This is a genomic window from Neobacillus soli NBRC 102451, assembly GCF_001591665.1.
GTDB classification, from domain to species: Bacteria; Bacillota; Bacilli; order Bacillales; family Cytobacillaceae; genus Neobacillus; species Neobacillus soli.
In genome coordinates this window covers 122,303-145,055 of the sequence record NZ_BCVI01000005.1, presented here as the reverse complement: position 1 = coordinate 145,055, position 22,753 = coordinate 122,303, and the positions used below count along the sequence as shown (strand labels likewise).

The 22,753-nt window shown below is 39.3% G+C and carries 26 protein-coding genes; 5 read left to right on the top strand and 21 right to left on the bottom strand.

Translation table 11 applies throughout. The features are described from left to right. Positions 1–66: 66 nt before the first annotated feature. The 4 genes from BSO02S_RS02210 to BSO02S_RS02195 all read right to left on the bottom strand — a co-directional run bounded on the left by BSO02S_RS02210 (position 67) and on the right by BSO02S_RS02195 (position 2,605). The gene (locus BSO02S_RS02210; protein ID WP_066061742.1) at positions 67–729 is read right to left on the bottom strand and encodes a DUF2306 domain-containing protein; all 663 of its coding nucleotides are present in this window, start codon (positions 727–729) and stop codon (positions 67–69) included. Positions 730–742: 13 nt separating this feature from the next. After that, on the bottom strand, positions 743–1,246 hold the full coding sequence (locus tag BSO02S_RS02205; RefSeq protein ID WP_066061739.1) for a GNAT family N-acetyltransferase: 504 nt from the start codon (positions 1,244–1,246) through the stop codon (positions 743–745). 80 nt (positions 1,247–1,326) lie between these two features. Next, the gene (locus tag BSO02S_RS02200; RefSeq protein WP_066061736.1) at positions 1,327–1,926 is read right to left on the bottom strand and encodes a TetR/AcrR family transcriptional regulator; all 600 of its coding nucleotides are present in this window, start codon (positions 1,924–1,926) and stop codon (positions 1,327–1,329) included. Between the two features lie 34 nt (positions 1,927–1,960). Then, on the bottom strand, positions 1,961–2,605 hold the full coding sequence (locus BSO02S_RS02195; RefSeq protein ID WP_066061733.1) for a VC0807 family protein: 645 nt from the start codon (positions 2,603–2,605) through the stop codon (positions 1,961–1,963). 237 nt (positions 2,606–2,842) lie between these two features. Here BSO02S_RS02195 and BSO02S_RS02190 point away from each other — a divergent pair, with 237 nt between their 5' ends. Further along, complete coding sequence (locus tag BSO02S_RS02190; protein ID WP_066061730.1) at positions 2,843–3,715, top strand: MerR family transcriptional regulator; 873 nt, start codon at positions 2,843–2,845, stop codon at positions 3,713–3,715. A gap of 115 nt (positions 3,716–3,830) precedes the next feature. Continuing rightward, positions 3,831–4,352, top strand: a complete 522-nt coding sequence (locus BSO02S_RS02185) for a MerR family transcriptional regulator (RefSeq protein ID WP_066061727.1) — start codon at positions 3,831–3,833, stop codon at positions 4,350–4,352. Positions 4,353–4,444: 92 nt separating this feature from the next. On the opposite strand, the gene BSO02S_RS02180 is transcribed toward BSO02S_RS02185, so the two are convergent. Next, positions 4,445–4,909: a GreA/GreB family elongation factor gene (locus BSO02S_RS02180; protein ID WP_066061724.1), complete on the bottom strand. Its 465-nt coding sequence runs from the start codon at positions 4,907–4,909 to the stop codon at positions 4,445–4,447. A 285-nt stretch (positions 4,910–5,194) separates the two neighbouring features. Here BSO02S_RS02180 and BSO02S_RS02175 point away from each other — a divergent pair, with 285 nt between their 5' ends. Continuing rightward, complete coding sequence (locus BSO02S_RS02175; protein WP_174524212.1) at positions 5,195–6,169, top strand: NAD(P)H-dependent flavin oxidoreductase; 975 nt, start codon at positions 5,195–5,197, stop codon at positions 6,167–6,169. 66 nt (positions 6,170–6,235) lie between these two features. Here BSO02S_RS02175 and BSO02S_RS02170 read toward each other — a convergent pair whose 3' ends face one another. From BSO02S_RS02170 to BSO02S_RS02140, 7 genes are all read right to left on the bottom strand, one after another. Next, complete coding sequence (locus BSO02S_RS02170) at positions 6,236–6,721, bottom strand: nitroreductase family protein (protein WP_066061719.1); 486 nt, start codon at positions 6,719–6,721, stop codon at positions 6,236–6,238. 86 nt (positions 6,722–6,807) lie between these two features. Next, on the bottom strand, positions 6,808–7,491 hold the full coding sequence (locus BSO02S_RS02165; RefSeq protein ID WP_066061716.1) for a M50 family metallopeptidase: 684 nt from the start codon (positions 7,489–7,491) through the stop codon (positions 6,808–6,810). 140 nt (positions 7,492–7,631) lie between these two features. After that, positions 7,632–8,018, bottom strand: coding sequence for a hypothetical protein (locus BSO02S_RS02160; RefSeq protein ID WP_066061713.1), 387 nt, complete (start codon positions 8,016–8,018; stop codon positions 7,632–7,634). Further along, the gene (locus BSO02S_RS02155) at positions 8,015–8,713 is read right to left on the bottom strand and encodes an ABC transporter ATP-binding protein (protein ID WP_066061712.1); all 699 of its coding nucleotides are present in this window, start codon (positions 8,711–8,713) and stop codon (positions 8,015–8,017) included. The genes BSO02S_RS02160 and BSO02S_RS02155 overlap by 4 nt, the downstream gene beginning before the upstream one ends. Before the next feature lie 2 nt (positions 8,714–8,715). Then, a complete protein-coding gene (locus BSO02S_RS02150; RefSeq protein ID WP_066061709.1) occupies positions 8,716–9,807 on the bottom strand; it encodes an ABC transporter permease in 1,092 nt (363 codons plus the stop codon). 71 nt (positions 9,808–9,878) lie between these two features. Further along, positions 9,879–11,264 (bottom strand): sensor histidine kinase, encoded by a 1,386-nt coding sequence (locus tag BSO02S_RS02145; protein WP_342351987.1) that lies wholly within the window; start codon positions 11,262–11,264, stop codon positions 9,879–9,881. A 3-nt stretch (positions 11,265–11,267) separates the two neighbouring features. Continuing rightward, positions 11,268–11,939, bottom strand: coding sequence for a response regulator transcription factor (locus BSO02S_RS02140; protein ID WP_066061958.1), 672 nt, complete (start codon positions 11,937–11,939; stop codon positions 11,268–11,270). 130 nt (positions 11,940–12,069) lie between these two features. Here BSO02S_RS02140 and BSO02S_RS02135 point away from each other — a divergent pair, with 130 nt between their 5' ends. Further along, complete coding sequence (locus tag BSO02S_RS02135; RefSeq protein ID WP_066061706.1) at positions 12,070–12,636, top strand: DUF2238 domain-containing protein; 567 nt, start codon at positions 12,070–12,072, stop codon at positions 12,634–12,636. Positions 12,637–12,652: 16 nt separating this feature from the next. Continuing rightward, on the top strand, positions 12,653–13,237 hold the full coding sequence (locus BSO02S_RS02130) for a DUF2238 domain-containing protein (RefSeq protein WP_066061703.1): 585 nt from the start codon (positions 12,653–12,655) through the stop codon (positions 13,235–13,237). Between the two features lie 39 nt (positions 13,238–13,276). Here BSO02S_RS02130 and BSO02S_RS02125 read toward each other — a convergent pair whose 3' ends face one another. The 9 genes from BSO02S_RS02125 to BSO02S_RS02085 all read right to left on the bottom strand — a co-directional run bounded on the left by BSO02S_RS02125 (position 13,277) and on the right by BSO02S_RS02085 (position 22,664). Then, entirely contained in the window at positions 13,277–14,638 is a 1,362-nt protein-coding gene (locus BSO02S_RS02125) for an aspartate kinase (RefSeq protein ID WP_066061699.1), read from the bottom strand. A gap of 174 nt (positions 14,639–14,812) precedes the next feature. After that, positions 14,813–15,427 (bottom strand): NUDIX hydrolase, encoded by a 615-nt coding sequence (locus BSO02S_RS02120; protein WP_066061696.1) that lies wholly within the window; start codon positions 15,425–15,427, stop codon positions 14,813–14,815. 107 nt (positions 15,428–15,534) lie between these two features. Next, on the bottom strand, positions 15,535–16,701 hold the full coding sequence (locus BSO02S_RS02115) for a homogentisate 1,2-dioxygenase (protein WP_066061693.1): 1,167 nt from the start codon (positions 16,699–16,701) through the stop codon (positions 15,535–15,537). After that, the gene (locus BSO02S_RS02110; RefSeq protein WP_066061690.1) at positions 16,701–17,633 is read right to left on the bottom strand and encodes a fumarylacetoacetate hydrolase family protein; all 933 of its coding nucleotides are present in this window, start codon (positions 17,631–17,633) and stop codon (positions 16,701–16,703) included. The genes BSO02S_RS02115 and BSO02S_RS02110 overlap by 1 nt, the downstream gene beginning before the upstream one ends. Before the next feature lie 4 nt (positions 17,634–17,637). Next, a complete protein-coding gene (locus BSO02S_RS02105) occupies positions 17,638–18,258 on the bottom strand; it encodes a flavin reductase family protein (RefSeq protein WP_066061688.1) in 621 nt (206 codons plus the stop codon). Positions 18,259–18,374: 116 nt separating this feature from the next. Further along, positions 18,375–19,490, bottom strand: a complete 1,116-nt coding sequence (hppD, locus tag BSO02S_RS02100) for a 4-hydroxyphenylpyruvate dioxygenase (protein ID WP_066061685.1) — start codon at positions 19,488–19,490, stop codon at positions 18,375–18,377. A 249-nt stretch (positions 19,491–19,739) separates the two neighbouring features. Beyond that, positions 19,740–20,534 (bottom strand): ABC transporter ATP-binding protein, encoded by a 795-nt coding sequence (locus BSO02S_RS02095; protein ID WP_066061682.1) that lies wholly within the window; start codon positions 20,532–20,534, stop codon positions 19,740–19,742. Beyond that, complete coding sequence (locus BSO02S_RS02090; RefSeq protein ID WP_066061680.1) at positions 20,518–21,540, bottom strand: ABC transporter permease; 1,023 nt, start codon at positions 21,538–21,540, stop codon at positions 20,518–20,520. The genes BSO02S_RS02095 and BSO02S_RS02090 overlap by 17 nt, the downstream gene beginning before the upstream one ends. 125 nt (positions 21,541–21,665) lie before the next feature. Beyond that, entirely contained in the window at positions 21,666–22,664 is a 999-nt protein-coding gene (locus BSO02S_RS02085) for an ABC transporter substrate-binding protein (protein ID WP_066061677.1), read from the bottom strand. Between the last annotated feature and the right edge of the window lie 89 nt (positions 22,665–22,753).

The window sequence follows — 22,753 nt, the reverse complement described above, 5'->3', positions numbered from 1 at the left end:
GATATCGTTCCTTGTTATTGTTCCCCAATGACTTGCTAGGAATCCTTTATATTATCCAGTTAAGAATTATATGACCGGATTTGAGGCTGGGATTTTTCGTCCTGAAGGAAGTTTCTTATTTTTCTGCTTCCGCCATTCCACAAATAATAGGTTTATGACAATGGCGAGGTATACGGCGATTGGAAAGGCTACTGAACTATCCAAAAATAGTGAAAAGGGAATGACGACAATTCTAAAAGTGACGAATACCCATGTAATCGCATAACTTCTTAGGATCCACTCTTTATGCGCGCTGATTTTGCGCTGAGTTGCCTTGATTACCCCCATGGCAGTCGTCCACAGCCAAAGCGCATTTAAGACAAGAAAGGCAATCATAGTTCCCCTCCCACCTGTTGCAGAAAGAGAAATATACGGTACGACCAGGATATTTATAAAAATCGCCACTGCATAAATTTTCCCTAACATTTTATGCAACTTAGGTTTCCTTCGGCTGATTTTCGTCAATTGAAAAGGACCAATCGCAAGAGAGATGGTACCCAAGAAAATATGAGGGTAGAAAAACAATTTCCACATTGTCAATGAAAAATCCGGATTTTTCATTTTCCCCTTAACGATTGGTGACCACTCTACTCCATTTAGTAGGAACATAACAAAGATATAAACTGCAAATAGTGCAATCGTAAAATATAATGCGCCAATTGTAAGTTTCCTTTTTGTCTCAATCTGCATTTTAAATTTCTCCCTATCCGATAATTTTTTCAAAACATTTATATGGTACTTTTCGAAATGGAAATCGAATCATTCCTCGTTCTTGAAACCCTGCTCGTTCATACATAGTTACCGCCCCGGGATTATCACTGAACACATCAAGACGAATACTGGTATGCCCATTTGTACGTGCATAATCCTCTGAAAAATGGAGCAGCTTCTTCCCATAACCATTTCCTTGGTACCGCGGGTGAACCGCTAAGCGATGGATAATTAAGGGCGAGCCATTGACATCCTTCCATAAAAGATCCCGGTACTTTTTGCTTTCATTCGTATCAAGCGCCACGGCACCGACTACCTTTTGGTCTGACAGTATCCCAAAAAGATTTCCTTTTTTTATATCTGCTTTGATAACAAATCGATTAGGGTAAAACCGATCCCACTGGTTAACACCCTTTTCCCTTAAATCAGCCGTAATCTCAGCATAAAATTGATTTACATTCTTTATTTCCTTTAGTCCAATGGAGTGAATCTCCATCCCTTTCACCTCATCTTTTAATAAACCGACGGTCGGTATGATATAGATTGTAAAACCCCCAAAAAGGGGAATTTATAAATTTATGTTAATGTTTTCATGATCACTTTAAAAATATCACTGGCATCAACGGTATCCTCTTCAGCAGTGGTCAGTAATTGTGTTACCCGTAAACCGTATGAAAAAGTCATCATTAGTGTAGACATTTTTTCTGCATCAATATGGGGCGGAATGACCCCATTAAGCTGACCCATTTTTATCCATTGAATGCCCGTTTCTTTACTATATCTAAAAATATCGCTAAGAATTTTTTTCACCTTTTCATTATCCTGACTTAACAAGTATATGAAAATTAAATTGCCAATATCATTCGTATTTTGTCGTGAATGAAAAAATTGGCTGACAACACCAAACCGGCCATGATTTGGGCTTTCTTCTTTAATGGAACGAGTGATCGTCATATGAAACCTTTCATTCATTTCTTCTATCTTTGATTTTAAGATAAGCCCGAATAATTCATCCTTACTGTCAACATAATGATAGATGGCCCCTTTTGATAGCCCGGATCGTTCAATAATGTCTTTTAATGTTGTATTCCTACAGCCTTTTTCAAGAATGATTTCTTCAGTTGTTGAGAGAATGTGTTGAAAGCTCGGATTATCATAAATAGTTGAATTAGCCATAATAATACCTTCCTTACCTTATTTTCATGTTGTGTTATCGTGCATTTGTTATTAAATCTAGACGGGTTTTTGCATACCTGCGATAGGCCACTGTAAATAAAATTGCTGCACCAATCACACTGTAAAAAATGAGTTGTGAAATGGCTAAAAAGGCAGAAATCGACAGTTCATATACGAGGATGACTTTTACAACTGCTTCTCCCAATAGAGCAATCCCCCATATGGCGGTCATAATCCTTAGGACTATGCGGAAATATGGAACCTCCCAATTCTTTTCGAATTGTCCCTTCTTTTCTGAGGCATCACTTGCACTAAACCTGATTGCAAAGTGATAAATCAGTGGTTTTGCAAAAAACAATGATCCGATAAAAATGAGCCCTAATAAGCCAGTGACCATCGATTCTCTTAACAATATGAGCCTTTCGTTTCCTCCAAGTACAAACGCCAGCAAGCTTAGTACAAAACCCGTCAACATAAATAAACCAAATGCATCTGCTTTTCTATATTTCACGATATGAAAAAGATTATCCGCTAATGGAATCAATGTCGCAATTAATAACGAGACAAAGCTTGAGTAATAATCCATTAATAGGTTATAGACTACCACCGGGATCGCCCCATTTATAACAAGACTTAACACAATCGTCTGAATCAATTTCTTTTTTGATGAAACATTCACGTTTTATTCCTCCCCTTTCTTTCCTTCAATATGTTATAGATTTATAATACAAACCGACCGTCGGTTTGTCAATTGTTTTTTCGTAACATTTTTCGCGAAAAAATGTTGTTATTTCGTGATTTCAGTCTTGTTTTGATAGCTTTTGTCATGATGCAGGAAAATGGGATAGTTGATGGTGAATACCTAGTATAAAAGAAAAATTATTTCCTAGATTCAGGTAGAAAGGAATGCTTTTATATGATGACCTATACGTTAAAAGAAGTATCAAAAAGAATAAATACAGCACCTGGAACTTTGCGTCAATGGGAAAAAGAATATGAGGAATTGCTCCAGATTCCCCGCTCAAAACAAGGCGCCAGAATTTATTCTAATTCGGAAATCGAACAACTGCTGGAAATTAAAGAAATGTCCGCCAACAAATTTAGTAAGGATATGATACGCCAATCGTTGCTGAGAAAACTAGAGCCTGAAAATGAAGATGTTTCCAACACACCTGAGTTATCATTAGAAATTATTTCCGAATCTGTTACTACTAACGACGTTGATGACCACCATTTAAAAAATGCTGATCTATTTTTTGAAGCAATGGAGACTTATAAAAAAACGTTTTTAAATGAAATAAAGGATGAAATTCGCAGTGTCGTTCGTAAGGAAGTGCTAGACGAGGTAAAAAGAGAAATTTCAAAAGGAACCTTATTAACGGTTAAATCACTTTCAGACTCCATTTACAAATCGACAGCTAACACGAAATCTGAAATTCATGCGTTATCGGAAACAGTGGAAAAGGGATCTGCTCTGACCTCTGACTCATTACAATACCTTTCCAACAGCATCGCTACTGTTTCAATAGAGACTTCTGAAGAAATCTTCACACTCTCAAAGCAGTTTTCAGAAACTACAGAAGAGTTATCCCATTACGTGGGTGTAACTAATAACGAAATCTTGGGACTTTCTGAGGCTCTGTCAAAAAATCATGAATTCTTCGTTGAAGAGCGTAATCAATACCGTCATGAAATTACGCAAAGAGAACTAGCTTTCCAACAAATGTTAGCGAGTTATCGAGATGTAGCAGCAGCACGAGAAAAAAGATGGTGGAAATTCTGGTCTTAACTGAAAAATTTAGTGCACCAATGGGAAGCGTACTTCTTGTGAAATAAACAATTACTTTAGCATTTCGTCACTCGTGGTCTTGGGTCATCTTATCTTATCATTAGGGGGATTCGAAATGAATACAAGTGAAGTGGCAAAATTATTAGGAGTGTCGCCAAGTACAGTACAGCGCTGGGTTAAGCAGCTTGGGCTGCCAATGGAAAAAAATGAGCGTGGGCATTATTATTTTAATGACGTAGATATTGATCAATTAAAAGAAATTCATGAACAACTCCAAAGTGGAACACTAATCCAAGATATAACACCTATAAAGGAGAAAAGGAATTCTCGAAAAGGGATTGTGAAAACAGTAGAAAATAATGAGGCACTCGCGAAATTATTTTCTAAAGTAAGCGAATTAGAAATAGGACTAAATGCCAAAGCAGATTCGGTTACTTCCTATCAGCTCCTTCAGCATCGCCGTGAAATAGAAGATTTACAAGAATGTGTAAAGGAATTAACACAACAGCTCGAACTGCTTCAAAGGCAAATGCACGAGCTTCAAGTACCTTTACAAAATGAAAAATCTATCTTCTTTGACCATAGTAAAGTAAAAAGGAAAAAGAAAAATATCGTAAGTTCCTTATTTGGTTTTTAATCTATTTTAACAGTAATCATATAAAATGACCGAACGGAAGAATTAGCCCGTTCGGTCGTTTTAAAAAATTCCCTTCATTTATACCGAAGATCTTAGGCTTCTTTATATCTTTCTTCCGTTTCAAACAAATCGCCGATGTATGCAATATTCGTGATTGTTACTAGAAGATCCCCTGTTGGAATTCGAAGTGGTATTTGTTCTCCAATATTCCTAAGCAGAAGCTGCCTTCCAACTGGTGATAAGAATGAAATAAACCCTTGTTCTGGGTTTGATTGTTCTGGAAAACAGATGACATAATCTTCCGTTTCATCTTCCTCGTCGTAGCGGACTGTAACCTTCGTGCCTATATAAACTTTAGGAAATAATGAAATAAAACCATTTTCACGATTTTGTGTTAGTAAATCTTCAACCTCTAAAACATACAAATTAAAAAAGTGTTTAATTCGTTCCTGGATTGGGGTGGAAGAAAAATAAAGACTTGTTAGGTCCTGGATATTTTCATCAAGATACACTAATTGCTGCTTATAAAATTTTTTAGAAAGGTTACTATGGTTCATAATAAATAACCCCCACACTAGCATCAAACTTCCTGCAAAACTTCTTTAATTGATTCATATCTAACTCCTCCTAAATAAAAAAATGAAACCTTCTCTTTAACGACTGGAAGATCTTAGTATAATATTACCATAATCACCATAGAAATGCCCCCCGATATCCCGTTTAGTGAATAATCGTATTGACCGATTTTTAATATGTAACCTGCTTTTATGACCTGGTGATAGTAATCACAGACAGTTCATAAATGAAGTGATATGATACGTGGGAGTTCCAAATAATATCATTTGAAACGGGGTTATAAATTGAACTTTCCACAACTTAAAATAGGTCACATGATGCCAAAGGTTCCAATCATGCAAGGAGGGATGGGTGTTGGTATTTCTCTAAGCAAGCTGGCCTCTGCAGTCGCAAATGCCGGCGGGATTGGCATTATATCTGGAACTGGAATTTCAGTTGATGAAATGCGGTCGCATATCAGACGCGCGAAGGATCTTGTCAAAGATGCAGGCTATATTGGTGTAAATGTTCTATTCGCAATGAATGACTTTGCCGAAAAAATGAAAGCCGCCCTTGAAGAAAAGGTTGATTTTATTATATCTGGTGCTGGAATCTCAAGGGATATGTATTCATGGGGGAAACAAGCTGGAATACCGGTCATTTCTATCGTCTCTTCAGCTAAATTAGCAAGGATTTCAGAACGCTTAGGGGCAGCAGCAGTAGTCGTTGAAGGCTTTGAAGCTGGGGGACATCTTGGGACAGATCGTCCTATGTTTGAAATCCTCCCGGAAATTGTAGAAGCGGTTACGATCCCTGTCATTGCAGCGGGTGGAATACTAACAGGTGCAGATATTGCTAAGGCAATCGCAATGGGAGCATCTGGAGTGCAAATGGGGACTCGGTTTGTAGCCAGTCACGAATGTGATGCGCCTCATGCCTTTAAACAAAAATATGTTAATGCAGAAAAAGAAGATTTGGTGCTGGTGAAAACAACCGTAGGGTTACAAGGAAGAGCAATTCGTAATAACTTTACGAATTTAATCAGTGGCACAAATAAATTAAAAATAGCTAAATGCCATGATTGCTTAAAGAATTGTTCCTACCGTTTTTGCACGCTTGATTCTCTCCTTACATCTGTTGATGGAGATGTAGATAATGGTCTTGTTTTCGCTGGGGCAAGGGTGGATGAAATTAAGGAAATTCTACCTGTTCAAAAAATAATTGATAACCTTACACTGGAGTATCTTGAGTCAACGAATTAAAGTCCCAAATCCAAAAAAATTAGCCAACCGCGGATATTGAAACGGTTGGCTTTTTCATCTTTCTATCTATGACAAACTTTTTATTTTGTCCTTGATTGGTGTCCGCGGCTTTGGTTCCGGGGTTTCCTCGGGATAACCCACAGCCAGGACGGCAATGATATCAAAGTTTTCAGGAACCGCAAGAACATCTCTATTTTTCCCTGTGATCCCAATCGATGACCAAAATGTCCCTACACCTTCTGCCCATGCAGCTATGTTAAAATTTTGGATAAAACAGGCAGTCGCCATGGCATTTTCTGCCGTTTCAATTTCTGTTGCCCCATGCCTTGATAATATAGCCATTAGAATTGGTGCATTGCCAAAATTTGTTTTATGGTTTAACGTTCCTCTTGTTTCCTCACCAATAAAATAAATTTCCCAAGGTTCAGTCATTCGATGATTTGGCGCCATTGCAGCAGCCTCTAACCATGTATACACCAGCTCTTCCCCAACAATATCGGATTTAAACTTTTTTATATTACGTCTTGTTTTAATCACGTCTAAAACATTCATTCAATAGCCCCCTTGTCTGCTCATTTTCCATTGTAATATCATATGGCCAACAATACAAACAGGTACTACAACGCAAATGGAAAAATTTAAGTGCCTAACCGATAATAGCCTCTTTTCAACCCATAATAACAAAACCATAATGCTTGAAAAAAGAAGAAGAACCCCCAAACTGGAGCTGGAATAATTCCGGTTAACCGGGCAAGATTTGCCGCATCCCCTGCTGCTTGGGGTTGAAAAACACTTATATATAATATTTCATATGCACTTTGAACCGAGTCCACTAACAAAATCGCCGCTATTAACAATAATAAATGATCCCTTAAGGCTTGACTGCCTTTGATAAGTAAAAATAGGAAGGCAACCGCAAAGGAGCAGAGCCAAAAGATTCCATACGGATTTCGTACCCAGAAGATAAGATTTAAGAAAATAAACGCTAGTAAAATATCAATAAAAATCGTTTCCTTCCTTTTACCTATCAAAAAAAATGATAGAAAAGCCATAAATGAGGCAAATGTATAGCCGGCAAGACTTGTGAAGAAACTGCCAATCCATGTAGACTGATTGCTGTATGTTGCCCCCTCAGAATTCATAAATAAAGAAATTCTTTCAACATTACCTCCAAAAAGCGCAATCAACGCATGGCCAGATTCATGAATAAGAGTATTGATTACTTTCACATAGTTCCCCAGGAACGGCACATGAATCAACAGAAAAGCTAACACGAGGAAAAGGAAAAACTTCGCACTGAATTTATCTCGAACAAAGCTCAAAATTGAATCTCCTCTTTTTTCAAAAATTTTTTTATTGTCTCCATTTTAACATCATTTAGGCTAACTAGTGCAATTTTCTACCCCTCATTTTAAAAATCAAAAGCTGGCAATTGAGTGCCAGCTTTTTTTTCTTCCAAATCTTATTTATCTTTTTGCATAAACGCTAGCAGGCAGAAAAACACAAAGCTTAATAATAAAATCGCCCCGCCGCCAATATAAAACGCCGTTTCCACTGCCGATGGAAGGAAGTCAGGTCTAAAATTATATAATGCCATTCCGCCAGTCAATCCCACAGCGCCAATAATGGCTGAATACACGTGCAGCCCTGCTAATATTCGGTTTTTTGGTAGAAAAACTCGGTAATAGACGGCCCAAGCAAATAAGGTAAGCCAGCCAACGACTAGAATATGAGCATGGATGGGACGTATGGCATAATCTGAAGACCCAGCCATATGTCCCCCAAGACCCGCTCCGATTAAACCAAAAACTGCTGCTACTTTTAATAATAGGTTACTATATTTAATCATATCAATACTTCCCTTCCATCTTCCACTAGTTGTCCATCCTTCATGACGAAAATGCGGTCACATAATGGAAGAATTTGATCATCATGTGTAACAATGATCGCGGATTTATTTTGTTCTTTAACGATCGTTGAGATTAGTTCTATAATCGCCATACTACGGTTTGAATCCAAACTCGCTGTTGGTTCATCAGCCAAAATAATTTCTGGATCATTAATAAATGCCCTGGCTATTGCTACCCTTTGTTTTTCCCCGCCTGATAATTGGTGTGGATAAAACTTGACACGATGCTCCATGCCAACGGCCGTTAACATCTCTTTCACTTTCCTTTTACTACCCTTCGTCCATTGATTTGCCATTTTTAAGACGAGGCTTAATTGTTCTTCCACCTTCAAATAAGGAACTAAATTAGAAGTTTGGAAAATATAGCCTAAATGATTCAGCCTTATTTTTGCTTTTTCAATATCAGTGTAGCTGGAAATATTGGTCCCATTTACAATCACTTTCCCCTTATCAGGAGACTGCAAGGCACCGGCAATCGATAAAAACGTGGACTTCCCGGAGCCGGAAGGACCAATAACGGCCACGACCTCGCCCATTTTTAAACTGAACGATAGGTTTTTTACGATATGATTTTCTTTATCACCATCTTTAAATGATTTTTCCACATTTTCTAGAACTAATGGTTCCATTATCATGATTATTCCAACCTCCCCATTGCTTGTATTGGATCTGCTTTGACAATATTAAATACAGATAATAACGAACCAAAGATTGATACAAGGAATAAAATCCCTGAGAATTTAGCGATCTGCGCCGTATCGAAAATAAACGGAATATCATCTGGAATAACCGTCATAAAGACCTTAGTGAAGACGACCGCGGCAGCGATATTAACAATCGTTAACAAAATGACCTGAAAGATGGTCAATTTGACCAAAAGGCTTGATTTGGCGCCAATCGCTTTCAAGATGCCAAATTGCGCCGCTTTCTGAATCGTCATAATATAAAAGAAGGCAGCTAACACAAACACGGCAATAACAATTAAAAACGATAGCATCATATAAAGTGAATTCTGTTCTGCTGTATAACCAGGAATGCCCTTAATCACCTGGTCTTTCGCAACCCACTCGCCGTTTTTCACTAAACTTGAAACATCCTTTTTCAATCCTGAATCATCTTTGTTCATAACAATTCCGTTGTACTCACTTTTTTCCCGACTACCTGCCAGTGAATCCCATGTATCCAGTGAAATAACCGCAACTGGCGTATGACTAAAGGTTTGGTCATCCATGAAACCTGCGACCTTTAATTTGATGCCGCTTCGTGCATCTTTTACGATGGTTCCGACCTTAATGGCTCCTGATTTTAACGAGCGATCAAGTAAGACGGAATTTTCCCCTCCGCCTTTTAAACCCTTTCCAGCCATTACATTCGGTTCCAAAAAGCTTCCTGGCTGCACTGCCATAAAGGTAATATCAAGCTTATCTTCCGAGTTAACTTTAGAGATGGCTCCCATTTGAATGCCGATTGGCTGCGCGTCATCTTTGGCAGATAATTTCTCCAAATCCATTGTTGTTAAATGAGAGCGGTCAATTCGCCCTTCAGCACTTTTTTGCAAATAAAAAGTATCAGCAGGCATATTTATAATGGAGGAAGCATTATTCATCGACAAGCCATTTGCCAGCCCGCTAATGACAAAGACCAAAATCGCAACAAAAAAGAGAATAAAGCTGATTAATAAATATCGCACTTTAAAAAACGTCATTTCTTTAAACGGTAAGAAGTACATAAAAAATTCACCTTCCCTTTCATTTCGTAAATAGAATACTTCACGAATATGAACGGAAGATGAACGTCACTTTACAATTTAGGAAGGGACACAGTAAAAGTAGTTCCTTGTCCTTTTTGACTTGTTAATTCAATTTTCCCATGGTGCATATCAATAATCGATTGGGCGATGGACAACCCCAGCCCTGTTCCTTCAACGGAACGGGCCCTTGACATATCTGCGCGGTAAAAACGGTCAAATATCCTTTCCTTTTCCTCTTCCTCCAAACCAACGCCCGTATCTTTTATTACCACTTCAATCTGTGTTCCATTATCCAATAATTCAAGGTCAATGGACCCATTCTCACGATTATATTTAATGGCATTCGTCAATAGATTTTCCCAAACAGAATATAACAAGGAGGGATCTCCTTTAACCGATGCATCTGGAAGGGAAAAACTCAGCATAATTCCTTTATCAAGAATACTCCATTGGTATTGATGAATGACACTTTTTAACTGCCCCGTTACATCAACAGTGGTTATCTCCATTAGATCCTTCTTGCTTTCAATAGAGGAGAGTAGTAATAGCTGTTTGGTCATGTTGGATAGCCGGGTGACTTCGGAGTGAACAATTCGAAGATACTGTTGCTTTTCTTGATCACTTTTATCACTGTTTTCTAGTAAATTCAGATATCCTTTAATATTGGTCAGCGGTGATTGAATATCATGAGAAATATTTGTGATTAATTCTTTTCTTAAGGAATCTACTTTTGCTAATTTTTTTGCCATAGTTGTAAAGCTGACAGCTAAATGACCAAGTTCATCTTTTCTGCCAATATCCAGCTTGATTAAAAAATTGCCTTCCGCGATTTCTTTTGTCGCCTTATTTAGGTTTCTAATCGGATTGACTAAATATTTTGTACTAATTAGAACGAATAAAATGCTTAGCAAAATGGAAATGACTAAAAGCCAGCCGAAAAGAATGTGCATCTCATTAAACATGAGCTTAATATCAGGTCTTATAAACAAGGCATATTTTTTATTCTTGTATTTTAATGGGACTCCAACTGAATTTTTTATTTCATTGGCAAAAAAGCCAGTTACAAACGTTTTGTGAGGAAATTGACTTACTCCGTGATACACATCGCCCTGCAATACTTTTTCTGGAAGTGCGGCCGGCAAATCCTTTTTCCTGAAAGTTGAACCAAAATATTGCTTATCGCCCTCTTGATTAACCATAAGAATTTGGTAACCAATCGCACCGATATGGTCAAGATAGTCCTGTAAACTAATCAAGGGATGCTTACTCGCAAAGTCCGCTATCTCAAATGCAAAATTCGTGATTTTCTCGTCATTTTGCTGTTTTAATTTGACCTGGTAGTAGGCATTGGATAGGAAAAATGAAATAATTCCGCTGACAATCATAATCATTATCGTAATGAAAGCAAATTTACTATATAAAGATTTCATTTTCATTTTTTAGAGAACCTCCAGGGAATAGCCTACCCCTCTGATTGTTTTGATGGCAAAATCCTCTGCAACGTTCGCGAACCGTTCACGTAATCGTTTAATATGAACATCCACCGTTCTGTCATCCCCTTCAAAATCCAGGCCCCATATTTTTTCGATGAGGTGTCCGCGGCTAAATACTTGGTTTGGATGTGTAGCTAAAAAGGTTAATAGTTCAAATTCTTTTAAGGGCAGCATGAAGGTTTTGTTTTTTATTTTAACCTCATAGCTCTTTTTGTTTATGTATAATGAGCCTAAATTGATGTTGGCTTCATTCGTTTTTCCGTATCTTCTTAATAGGGCATTGACCCTGAAAATTAATTCTTTAGGTTCGAAAGGTTTAATTAAATAATCATCTGTTCCTGATTCATACCCCTTTTCCTTATCCTCAATCTGGCTTTTAGCTGTTAATAGGATGATCGGAATATCATACGCTTTCCGAATTTCCGTTGTTAAAAGGTACCCGTCCATGACAGGCATCATAATATCTACGATTGCTAAATCGCAAACATCCCTTTTTAAGGTCTCAAGTGCTTCCGCACCGTTTTCTGCATTTATGACAAGGTACCCCTCCTTCATCAATAAGCCTTTGACTAAATTGCGAATATGCTCATCATCATCAACGATTAAAATTGTTTTCATCTTAGCACCTGCTGACTTTTTTTCAAATTTACCTCTTCTAATTGTACTTAATGGGGAATCATTTGGGAAGAATGATAGAAAAATCGTAATAGATTTAGCAACCAAGGAATATTTTTTACGAGGTGAGAAATTGAAACGGAAAGTTATTATCGTTTTAAGTGTTATATTCATTATATTTATGGCTTCCTTATTTGTTTTTTATCTTATTAAAGGGGATTCATCCAGATGGCAGGTAGCGATAGGCGGAATCATTGTGAGTGCATTGCCGCTTTTATTGTTAATTAGAAAAAACAATCCCTTTAACCTTCCAATCATTTTCGGTTTCTATCTGTTCATTTTCTGTTCAATATTTCTTGGTTCAATCGCGAGTTTTTATCTTCATTTCAAATGGTGGGACTCTACGGTACATTTCTATAAGGGCATTTATGTTGGAATTGTCGGAATAACCTTATATAAGTTATGGATCCCTGAACAAGCACGGAATGGTACCTCAAGATGGATACTATTTCTTTTTGTTCTTTCACTGGCAGTCTTGGCAGGTGCTCTTTGGGAGATTTATGAGTTTGTCGGGGATCAAACATTTACTCACACCATGCAACGAGGCGGCAATACCGATACGATGCATGACTTACTCTGGGGGTTTGTCGGAGGTCTAATCGTCGCCATTTACTCTTTTGTAAGAAAGCAGAAAGTATAATGAGAGGTGAACATTCATGAGCCGGAAGCTTGTTATCATTTTCAGTTTAATCTATGTCCTTTTCATGGCAGCATTAGCTGTCTATTACTTTACAAATGATGTTACTTTTAAAGGGACAGTTGCGATTGGAGGAATAGTTTGTGGTGCGATTCCTCTTTTATTGGCTTTATTCACCAAGCTTCAATTTAACTTGCCCATTGTCCTTTCTTATTTGATTTTCTTAGTCGGTTCGCAATATTTCGGCTCCATTTTAGGGTGGTATGGACTTGGCTGGTGGGACACCTTTATGCATTTGGTCAGCGGGGCCATCCTTGCTTTTTCAGGAATTGCTTTATATGAACGATTGATTCACAGAAGTGCTGGAGATGAAATATCCCCTTGGTTTGTTTTCTTGTTTACCTTATCGTTTGCAGCACTTGGCGGGGTTCTGTGGGAGGTTTATGAATTTAGCTCTGACCAATTTTTCAGAATGACCTTGCAAGGCGGGGGAAACACAGACACAATGACGGATTTAATTGCTGATATGGTTGGCGGGCTTGTTATTGCCGTTTGGGCTGGAATTCGAACGAAAATTAAGTTAAAAAAGGAAAAAAGAAAATAGGTACGTCAGGTGTGACGTACCTTATGGATAGTATTAGATTTATACCGGTACCGCAGCAAAAAACTCCTCGTAAAGGGCTTGAACTGCTCTTTTTTCTTCCACTTCTTTTACACCAAACATCATGCTTACCTCAGACGAACCTTGGTTGATCATTTCGATATTAATACTGGCTTTTGCCAGGGCTTTGGAAGCTCTTGCCATTGTACCGACATTGTGGCGCATGCCCTCGCCGACAACCATGATAAGGGCAAGGCTGTGCTCGATTTTCACTTCATCCGCATGAAGCTCGGTTTCAATCCGTCTTTTAATCGCCATTTCCATTTCTGCTTCCAGCTGGTTTTCTCGAAGGATAACGGACACATCATCGATACCCGAAGGTGTATGTTCATAGGATAGCCCAAATTCTTCTAGAATACTTAAAAGCTTACGACCAAAACCAACCTCCCTATTCATTAAATATTTGCTCACATAAATACTGCAAAACCCTTGGTCGCTTGCAATACCAATAACCGGTCCATTCCTGTTATCCCGTTCATACACAATTTTTGTCCCTGATGCATTTGGATTATTCGTATTCTTGATTTGAACAGGAATTCCTGCGCGGAATGCCGGAACGAGTGCTTCGTCATGAAGGACAGTAAATCCTGCATAGGAAAGCTCTCGCATTTCCCGGTAAGTTAATTCCTTAATTTCCTTAGGTCTCTTAACAATAGATGGATTGACTGAATAGACAGCATCCACATCCGTATAATTTTCATATAAATCCGCTTTTAATGCATTTGCAAGGATGGAACCGGTTATATCAGACCCGCTTCGCGAAAAAGTGAACACCTCGCCTTCTTTGCTATAGCCAAAGAACCCCGGAAAAATTAAGACTCCTGAGCGCTCGTGCAGTGAATATAAGTGACGATAAGACTCGGGTAATGCCTGAGCATTTCCCGGTTCATCACTTACGAGCAGTCCCGCCACACCAGGGTCAATATAATGCGCCTCAACGCCCTGCTCCCTGAAATAGGCTGCTACCAATTTAGCGTGGTTATCCTCTCCGCTTGCTTTTACCCGGTCCATGAACCGGTCAGGCTTATCTTTGTCCCTATTTAGTCTATCCGCTAAATCAGCTTGGATTTCCCCAATAATTTCAGCAGGAAGAGCTAATTCTTCTGAAATAGCGGCATATCTTCCGATGATTGCATCCAACTTTTCCTTTGGGTCTTGATTTTGTAAACATAGTTCTGCACACTCAATCAATAAATCCGTTACCTTATTATCCTCAGCAAACCTCTTTCCCGGAGCGGATACGACGACAACCTTGCGCTCGGGATCTGAAACAACAATCTTGAATACCTTCTCAATTTGTTTTCCGGATGCTAAAGAGGATCCGCCAAACTTAACAACCTTCATTCTGACATCTCCTCATCTCTGAAAATATAATCTTAATTTTAATCGTATTCAGAAAATAATCAAGAGTTTTTTCTCTCGTACGAGGACATTTGTTTATTTCAGAAGGACACAGGAGAAAAAAAACAGTAGATTTCATTTGAAATCCACTGTTTTATCATTTATTCCTATCAAATTCTAGTCGAGTAATTCAATAAAATGGGCAAGAATCCTGGCGGTTAATCCCCAAATAGTTTTTCCTTCATAGCGATAGAAATATTCATCCATCCCTCTGGCGCGCCAATTATAATTTTCCCCGCCTGCTATTAAATCAAACGGAAAATTTTCCTCAGGCTCTGCCTTAAAGTTGATTTTATATTTTTCTGGAGGATTATTAATTAAAAATGCTAACGGAACGGTAAAAATTTCTCCGACCTCCGCAGGATTTGGCAGGATGCTATTGGCATTGTTAATATAGCCAACATAAGGATAGATAATCATTCCAAACGGTGAAATCATATAATCCAGCGGGTAAACCTCTGAGATATGCTCTTGGTAAATTCCTAATTCCTCTACTGTCTCTCGGATGGCTGCCCCTTTCCCATCGATATCCTGCGGATCAATTCTCCCCCCGGGAAAACAAATTTCTCCGGGCTGTCTCCTTAGTTCAAGCGAACGGATTTCAAACAAGACGTGAAGCCCATCCTCTTTTTGGATTAGCGGCAGCATAACCGCATATTTTGAAAACTTTTCACTGCCTAGTATGATAGGAGTATGACTTATTAATTTTGTTAAAACTGTTTTCAATTCCATGATTTCACCCCTCCTCGTTTTAAGGTTTCCATTATACCTACCATACCATTTTTTAACTGATAATAAAAAAAAACAATCCAACCTCGACAAGGTGGATTGTTCCAAATTTAATCCCTTTTTTCAAACCAAGAATACATATATTCGGAATCCTCTATGTCCTGTGCGGTTTTTACAATCTTAAGTGGATGGAAGGTGTCAATCATGACAGCCAGTTCTAGTGTTTCTTTTTTTCCAATACTTGCTTCCATTTTCCCCGGGTGCGGCCCATGTGGGATTCCTGCTGGATGGAGTGTAATAGAACCCTCTTTAACCCCCTTCCGGCTCATGAAATTGCCTTCCACATAGTAAAGGAGCTCATCACTATTAACGTTACTGTGATAATACGGTGCCGGAATCGATTCTGGATGATAATCATACAGTCGTGGAACAAAGGAACATACAACAAAATTATTTCCTTCAAATGTTTGATGGACTGGCGGCGGCTGATGGACCCTTCCTGTAATTGGTTCGAAATCTTCAATATTAAAGGCCCAAGGATATAAGTACCCATCCCAACCCACCACATCAAAAGGATGATGACCAAGGATATGAGCAGAAATTATTCCCCGCGATTTCGTTAAAACCTCGTATTCCCCTTTTTCATCAAAAGTCATCAATGTTTCCGGTCCGCGAATATCGCGTTCACAAAATGGACTGTGCTCTAGGAGCTGACCATATTCATTCCGGTAGCGCCTTGGAGTCGTAATTTGACTAAATGATTCAACAAACAGCATTTTTGTGATTTCATTTCCGTTCGGTATGATTCGGTAAATCGTCCCAATCGGAATGATCAAATAATCCCCTGGACGATAGGTAATAGTTCCGAACATCGTCTCAAGCTTCCCTGAACCATAGTGGATATAGAGCATTTCATCCCCATCACCGTTCCGGTAGAAGCTATTCATGGGCTCAGTCACATTTGCCGTTCCAATTAATAAATCCTGATTCCCTAAAATATATTCCCTAGCCTTCAATGCATCACCTTTAGTTAAAACGTTACTAGTAAAAAAGTGGCGATGCTTCAACGACTGCTGTTCTTCATATTCCGGTAGATACTTACTCATCAATTCCGTATTCATTACTTCAGTAGGCATATATTGATGATATAAAATCGATTGGGTTCCTGAAAAGCCACGTGTGCCCATTACCTGTTCTCTGTAAAGGAGAGCCCCATCCTCCTTTTTAAACATTGTATGTCTTTTATGTGGAACTTTTCCCATTTGACGGTAATACATCACTTCACCTCGTTTCCAGCGATTATCGTATTCTGTAAAACTCCGAGATGAGCAATCTCTAATTTTACTTTATCACCTGGCGCAAGCCAGCGATGCACCTCACGGCCAAGTTCAAGGAGACAACCTGTTCCAACAGTGCCTGACCCAATGATTTCACCCGGATAAAGAGTGACTCCAGCAGAAGCCCTCTCAATCATTTCTCCAAATGAATAATAAAGGTCTTTCATATTGCCATTAGATAGGAGACGACCATTCACATGCGCTTGCATCGGTAGATCAAAGCCTTTGCCTTCTTTAAAGGGTGCTAACTCGTCTTTAGTGACAATCCATGGTCCAATTGATGTTGAAAAATCCTTCCCCTTAGCTGGTCCAAGTCCCACCTTCATTTCCTTGCTTTGCAGGTCCCTAGCACTCCAATCATTTAATATACAATAGCCAAAGATATACTCCTCTGCCTTATCTGCTTGGATATTTACTCCTTCTTTACCTATGATACAGGCAATTTCAAGCTCATAATCAAGCCATTCGCAGTCTTTTGGCTTAACAATTTCCTCTTCCGGCCCCTTTATCGCAAGGTGATTAGAAAAATAAAAGACAGGTATTTCGTACCATTCTTGAATCATTTCAAGCCCGCGGTTCTCCCTTGCTGTTTTCACATGCTGCAGAAAGGCATAAAAATCACGAAAGCTTCTAGGAACAGGGAGTGGTGCCATTAAACAAAGTTCGCTCAAGGGGTAAACCCCTATTTCCGTATTTGTTAAAGGCAATAAGGTAGCTTTTTTCAAATTTTCTTTACTATTCAGCAGAAAATCTAATAGATTGTTAGGCAGCTTTCCCCCAGATGCTTCGTACATATCTACAGCATAATCATTGTTCAATAACCAGCCAGCACTGATGGTTCCATCTTTTTTTTCAAAGGTCACAAATTTCATGTACTCACCTTTTTTCCGTTTTTCTAAGCATTTCAAACGTTTTTGCCAATGGATCGGTAAAGATGTTGCCCGCCATTCGGCCAATTGGAGCTAACTGGGCTGTATCGATTCGTCCATGGCTGTATAGCCCGTCGTTTACATGGACGTGAATCACTTTACCAATCACTAGACTGCCTGCACCAGGCTTATCGCCAAAATGTAATACTTGATAGAGTTCGCATTCTAAATGAACAAGTGATTCCTTGATGCGTGGTACGCTAACCTTTATGCTCCGTTCTTTTGTTAGACCGACTTCTTCGATTTCATCAACATCAGTGGGAAATTCAATCGCGCAATCATTCATTTTTGATGCCATACCCTCACTGACAATGTTAATCACAAATTGACGAGTATTTTCGATATTAACCAGCGTATCCTTTTTAGCCCCATCAGTTCCCCTTCTCATCGGTGAAAAACAGATGAGCATTGGGTCCGCACAAATGGCCGTAAAGAAGCTAAATGGTGCGGCATTAGCTGTTCCTTTTCGATCCATTGTGGACACAAAGGCAATTGGGCGAGGCAGGATTGATCCAACTAATAGTTTATACGCATCCTGCCATTCAAGTGTTGCCGGTGTAATTTCCAATTCCTTTTTCACCACGCTTTCTATAGAACCAAACCTCGAAAAGAGGGAGAAAATCCTCCCCCTTTCACTATTTCAGTCCCTGATTAAAATTTATCGTTCTAACTCTATCTATTTATTTACAGATTCCCTCGTCTTTCCTGTTCCCGCTCAATGGATTCAAATAGGGCCTTAAAGTTCCCTTCACCAAAACCGCGGGCACCTTTGCGTTGAATAATTTCAACAAATAAAGTAGGTCGATCAACAATTGGTTTTGTGAAAATCTGTAATAAATACCCTTCATCATCACGGTCAACTAAGATATTTAGTTCGCGAAGCTTTTCAATTTCTTCGTCAATTTTGCCGATGCGCTCTCCTAATGATTCATAATAAGCAGCCGGTGTCTTAAGGAATTCTACGCCGTTCTTTTTCAATGCGGCTACCGTTGTAACTATATCCTCTGTTAATATCGCAAGATGCTGCACCCCGGGGCCATTGTAGAACTCTAAGAATTCTTGGATTTGTGATTTACGTTTCCCCTCCGCAGGTTCATTGATTGGAAACTTAATGCGTCCACCATTGTGCATAACCTTGGACATTAGCGCAGAATATTCGGTTGTAATGTCTTTATCGGAGAAATGTTTCATTTCCTTAAAGCCCATTACCTTAGCGTAATATTCAACCCATTCCTCCATCCTTTCCACATTACCGACGACATGATCAATTCCAATTAAACCGGCATCTTCAATTGGTAAAGAAGTCGTGTAGGGTTCGAATCCTGGCAGAAAGGCACCCTGATAATTTTTCCGTTCGATTAACGTATGGATGGTGTCGCCATATGTACCAAGAACGGCCTTCCTGACTGTACCGAATTCATCCTTCATTTCAAAAGGAGCTCTGTGAGCAATGGCACCTCGATTTACGGCTTCCTCAAAAGCGGTGTCCACATGATCCACCAAAAGGGCAATATCCCTCACCCCATCGCCATGTTTTTTTACGAACTGAGCTACCCGGCAATCTTCCTCGTAGGAGCCTGTTAGAATAAGACGAATATTTCTTTGCTGCAAACAATAGGAGACGGTTTCGCGATTCCCCGTTTCAAGTCCAGAATAGGCAACAGGCTTAAACCCGAACGCCGTGCAGAAAAAGTGACATGCCTGCTTGGCATTTCCTGTGTAAATTTCAATATAATCCACATCCCTCACCGGAAAAAAGTCATCCACCAATTGGTCTTCCTTTACTCTTTGTTCTTTCATTGAGATACCCCCATTTTAAAAGTAATAATATTCTGAATTCATTTTAACCGATGGGTTCATATCCTCTCAAGAGTAGGGGGGAAAGCAGTACCGCTTTTTGGTGATAAAGGGCCCTGTTCCAAACCTTAACTATTTCCCTAGAAAAACAAAAAGAAACATACCTAAACAAGGCAGTTTCCACTGTATAAATGTTGGAAATATTTTTTAAAAAATAATTTGGTGCTTAACACTCAAAAAAAAAATTTTCTTTTACGAGAGAATCGCTCGATCACTTGCCATTTGCACACCGCGTATTCTTCTAAACTCACCCAATAAGCTTTCGATTGTTAGTTGCCGCTTCTTTTCCTCATTAACCTCTAAAATGACCTGACCTTTATCCATCATGATTAATCGATTGCCTAAGTCAATCGCTTGCTGCATATTATGAGTCACCATTAAGGTAGTAAGCTTGTACTTGTCGACAATTTCCTTTGTCAATTTCGTAATCAACTCCGCCCTTGATGGATCTAGTGCTGCCGTATGTTCATCTAGCAGCAAAATCGAGGGCTCTGTAAAGGTAGCCATTAATAAGGAGAGGGCTTGACGTTCCCCGCCTGATAGGAGCCCGACCTTTGCATTAAGGCGGTTTTCCAAGCCAAGATGTAAAGATTCCAATACCTCACGAAAATAATCGCGCCGTTGTTTCGTCACCCCTCTTTGGAGTGTTCTTGTTTTGTTCCGTGAATAGGCCATGGCGAGATTTTCTTCAATTGTCATACTTGGAGCCGTTCCTGCCATTGGATCCTGAAAGACGCGGCCAATCATTTTTGAACGGTTAAACTCGGACATAGTCGTTACATTTTTGCCGCCGATATGAACTTCGCCGATATCCGGTAATAAAACGCCGGAAATGATATTCATTAAGGTTGATTTCCCTGCTCCGTTACTGCCAATCACCGTTACGAAATCACCTGGCTTAAGGGTTAGATTAACATGGTCAATGGCAATTTTTTCATCTGGTGTCCCTTCATTAAAAATTTTATGAATCTTATTTAAATGGAGCATGGTCTTCACCCCTTATCTCTGTAGAAGCCTGTATAATGTTCATCCGTTCAGATTTTCTCCGTGCTTTCCGTTTTTTCTCTTTGGAACCTGCAATAATCTTTGGTGCAGTCAGTGCAATGATAACAATCAACGCCGTAATTAGTTTCATATCACCTGGTTCCAAGAAATCAACTCTGAGGGCTAGGGTTACGACAATTCGGTAAATGATTGCTCCCCCAATGACCGCCAGCGTCGTTCTAGCAATCGTTTTTGTTCCAAAGAGCGCTTCACCAATGATGACAGAGGCTAAGCCAATAACAATCATCCCTATCCCCATGCCAACATCTGCAAATCCGCCTTGTTGGGCAATCAGGGCACCTGAGAAAGCAACCAGAGCATTGGATAAACCAAGACCAAGAATGACCAGCAGGTTGGTATTAGCGGAAAGGCTGCGAATCATCCGTTTATTGTCACCTGTTGCTCTGACAGCAAGACCAATTTCTGTTTTTAAAAACAAATCAGTTAGGATTTTAATCAAAAATGTAACGATAATCATAAAAAGGAGAATCCCCCATGTTTCAGGCAGGCTGTCTCCAAGTCCTACCATCGAGAGGATGCTATTGAAAAAAGCATCAATTCCAGTACGCTCAAAAAGCCCACTGATTTTTGTAAAAGCTGTATCGGTATTTAATAAAGGGATAGTTGAGCGGCCCATGATTCTTAGATTAATAGAATAAAGAGCAATCATCATTAAGATTCCGGATAATAAATTATTCACTTTTCCAAAGGTGTGTAGAAGTCCTGTCAAACATCCTGCGGCAAAGCCAGCAAATAAGGCCATTATTGTTGCTAAAAATGGGTTAACTCCCCCTGCGATCATGACCGCCGAAATCGCTGCTCCAGTGACAAAACTCCCATCCACGGTCAAATCTGGGAAATCCAGTATTCGAAAGGAAAGATAGACACCCAATGCCATAATCGCATAGATGATACCTGCTTCAAATGATCCAAATATGGCTGTAAACAATGCAATCATCCTTTCTATTAGTATTTAGGACTACGAAAAAACATCAGTAGCCCTATTTCATTCCTATGAAAGAATCAAGGAGTTAACCTTCTATAAAGGTCTCCTCCTTGAAAAAATTTCATTAATTATTTTCCGTCATAAAACTCGCCTAGCTTTTTCCATTCATCGTTTACGGTTAAGCCTTGTGCTTCAGCTGCCTTTGTATTAATGACAAGCTTTAAGCTGCTCGGAAGTTCAACAGGAATTTCCGAAGCCTTTTTCTTCCCTGTTAAAATGTCAACGGCCATTAAACCGGATTGATAGCCAAGATCAAAGTAGCTAAAGCCACTTGCTGCAACAGCACCTTTTTTCATCGAATCTAGCTCACCAACGAAAAGCGGGATTTTTTTACTATTAGCAATAGATATGACAGAATCAAGAGCTGTTACAACCGTATTATCGGTTGGAATGTAGATAGCATCAACACGACCAACAAGAGATTCTGCCGCCTGCTTTACTTCTGCTGTGGTAGCAACAGATACTTCGACAAGCTTAGCGCCCTTCTCTTCTGCTAATTTCTTAACCTCTTTTACTTGAACAACTGAATTCTGTTCCCCGGAATTATAAATCACGCCAATTTTTTTTGCTTTTACTTCATCCGTAATAAAACTGATTGTTTTTTTGGTTGCTTCAGGGTGGTTATCGGTTGTCCCAGTAATGTTTTTCCCTGGTTTGTCAAATGCCTGCACCAATCCTGCACCAACTGGGTCTGTTACTGATGTAAAGATAATCGGGATTTCCTTTGTTGCATTTAAGGCTGCCGTCGCACTTGGGGTGGCATTGGCAAAAATCAAATCTACCTTGTCGCCGACAAAGTTCTTGGCAATTGATTGGGTATTGTTCTGGTCTGCCTGTGCATTTTGCTCATCATACTTTACTTTAATTCCTTTGTCAGCTAAGGCCTTCTTAAAGCCCTCTGTAGCCGCGTCTAAAGATGGATGCGGTGCAAACTGGGTAATCCCCACGTTAAATTTCTTTTCTCCTCCACCCTTAACCGACTCACCTGCTGAGTCTTTACTGCCACAGCCGGCAAGCAACAGCATTCCAGCTAATGCAATCGAAAGTGCCTGTACTTTTTTCTTCATTAACATTCATCCCCCTAATTTTGAGAACAATCAATTTTCTAATAATTATCTATATTAAAAATTATTCTAGTATCTTTTTAGTTCAAAAG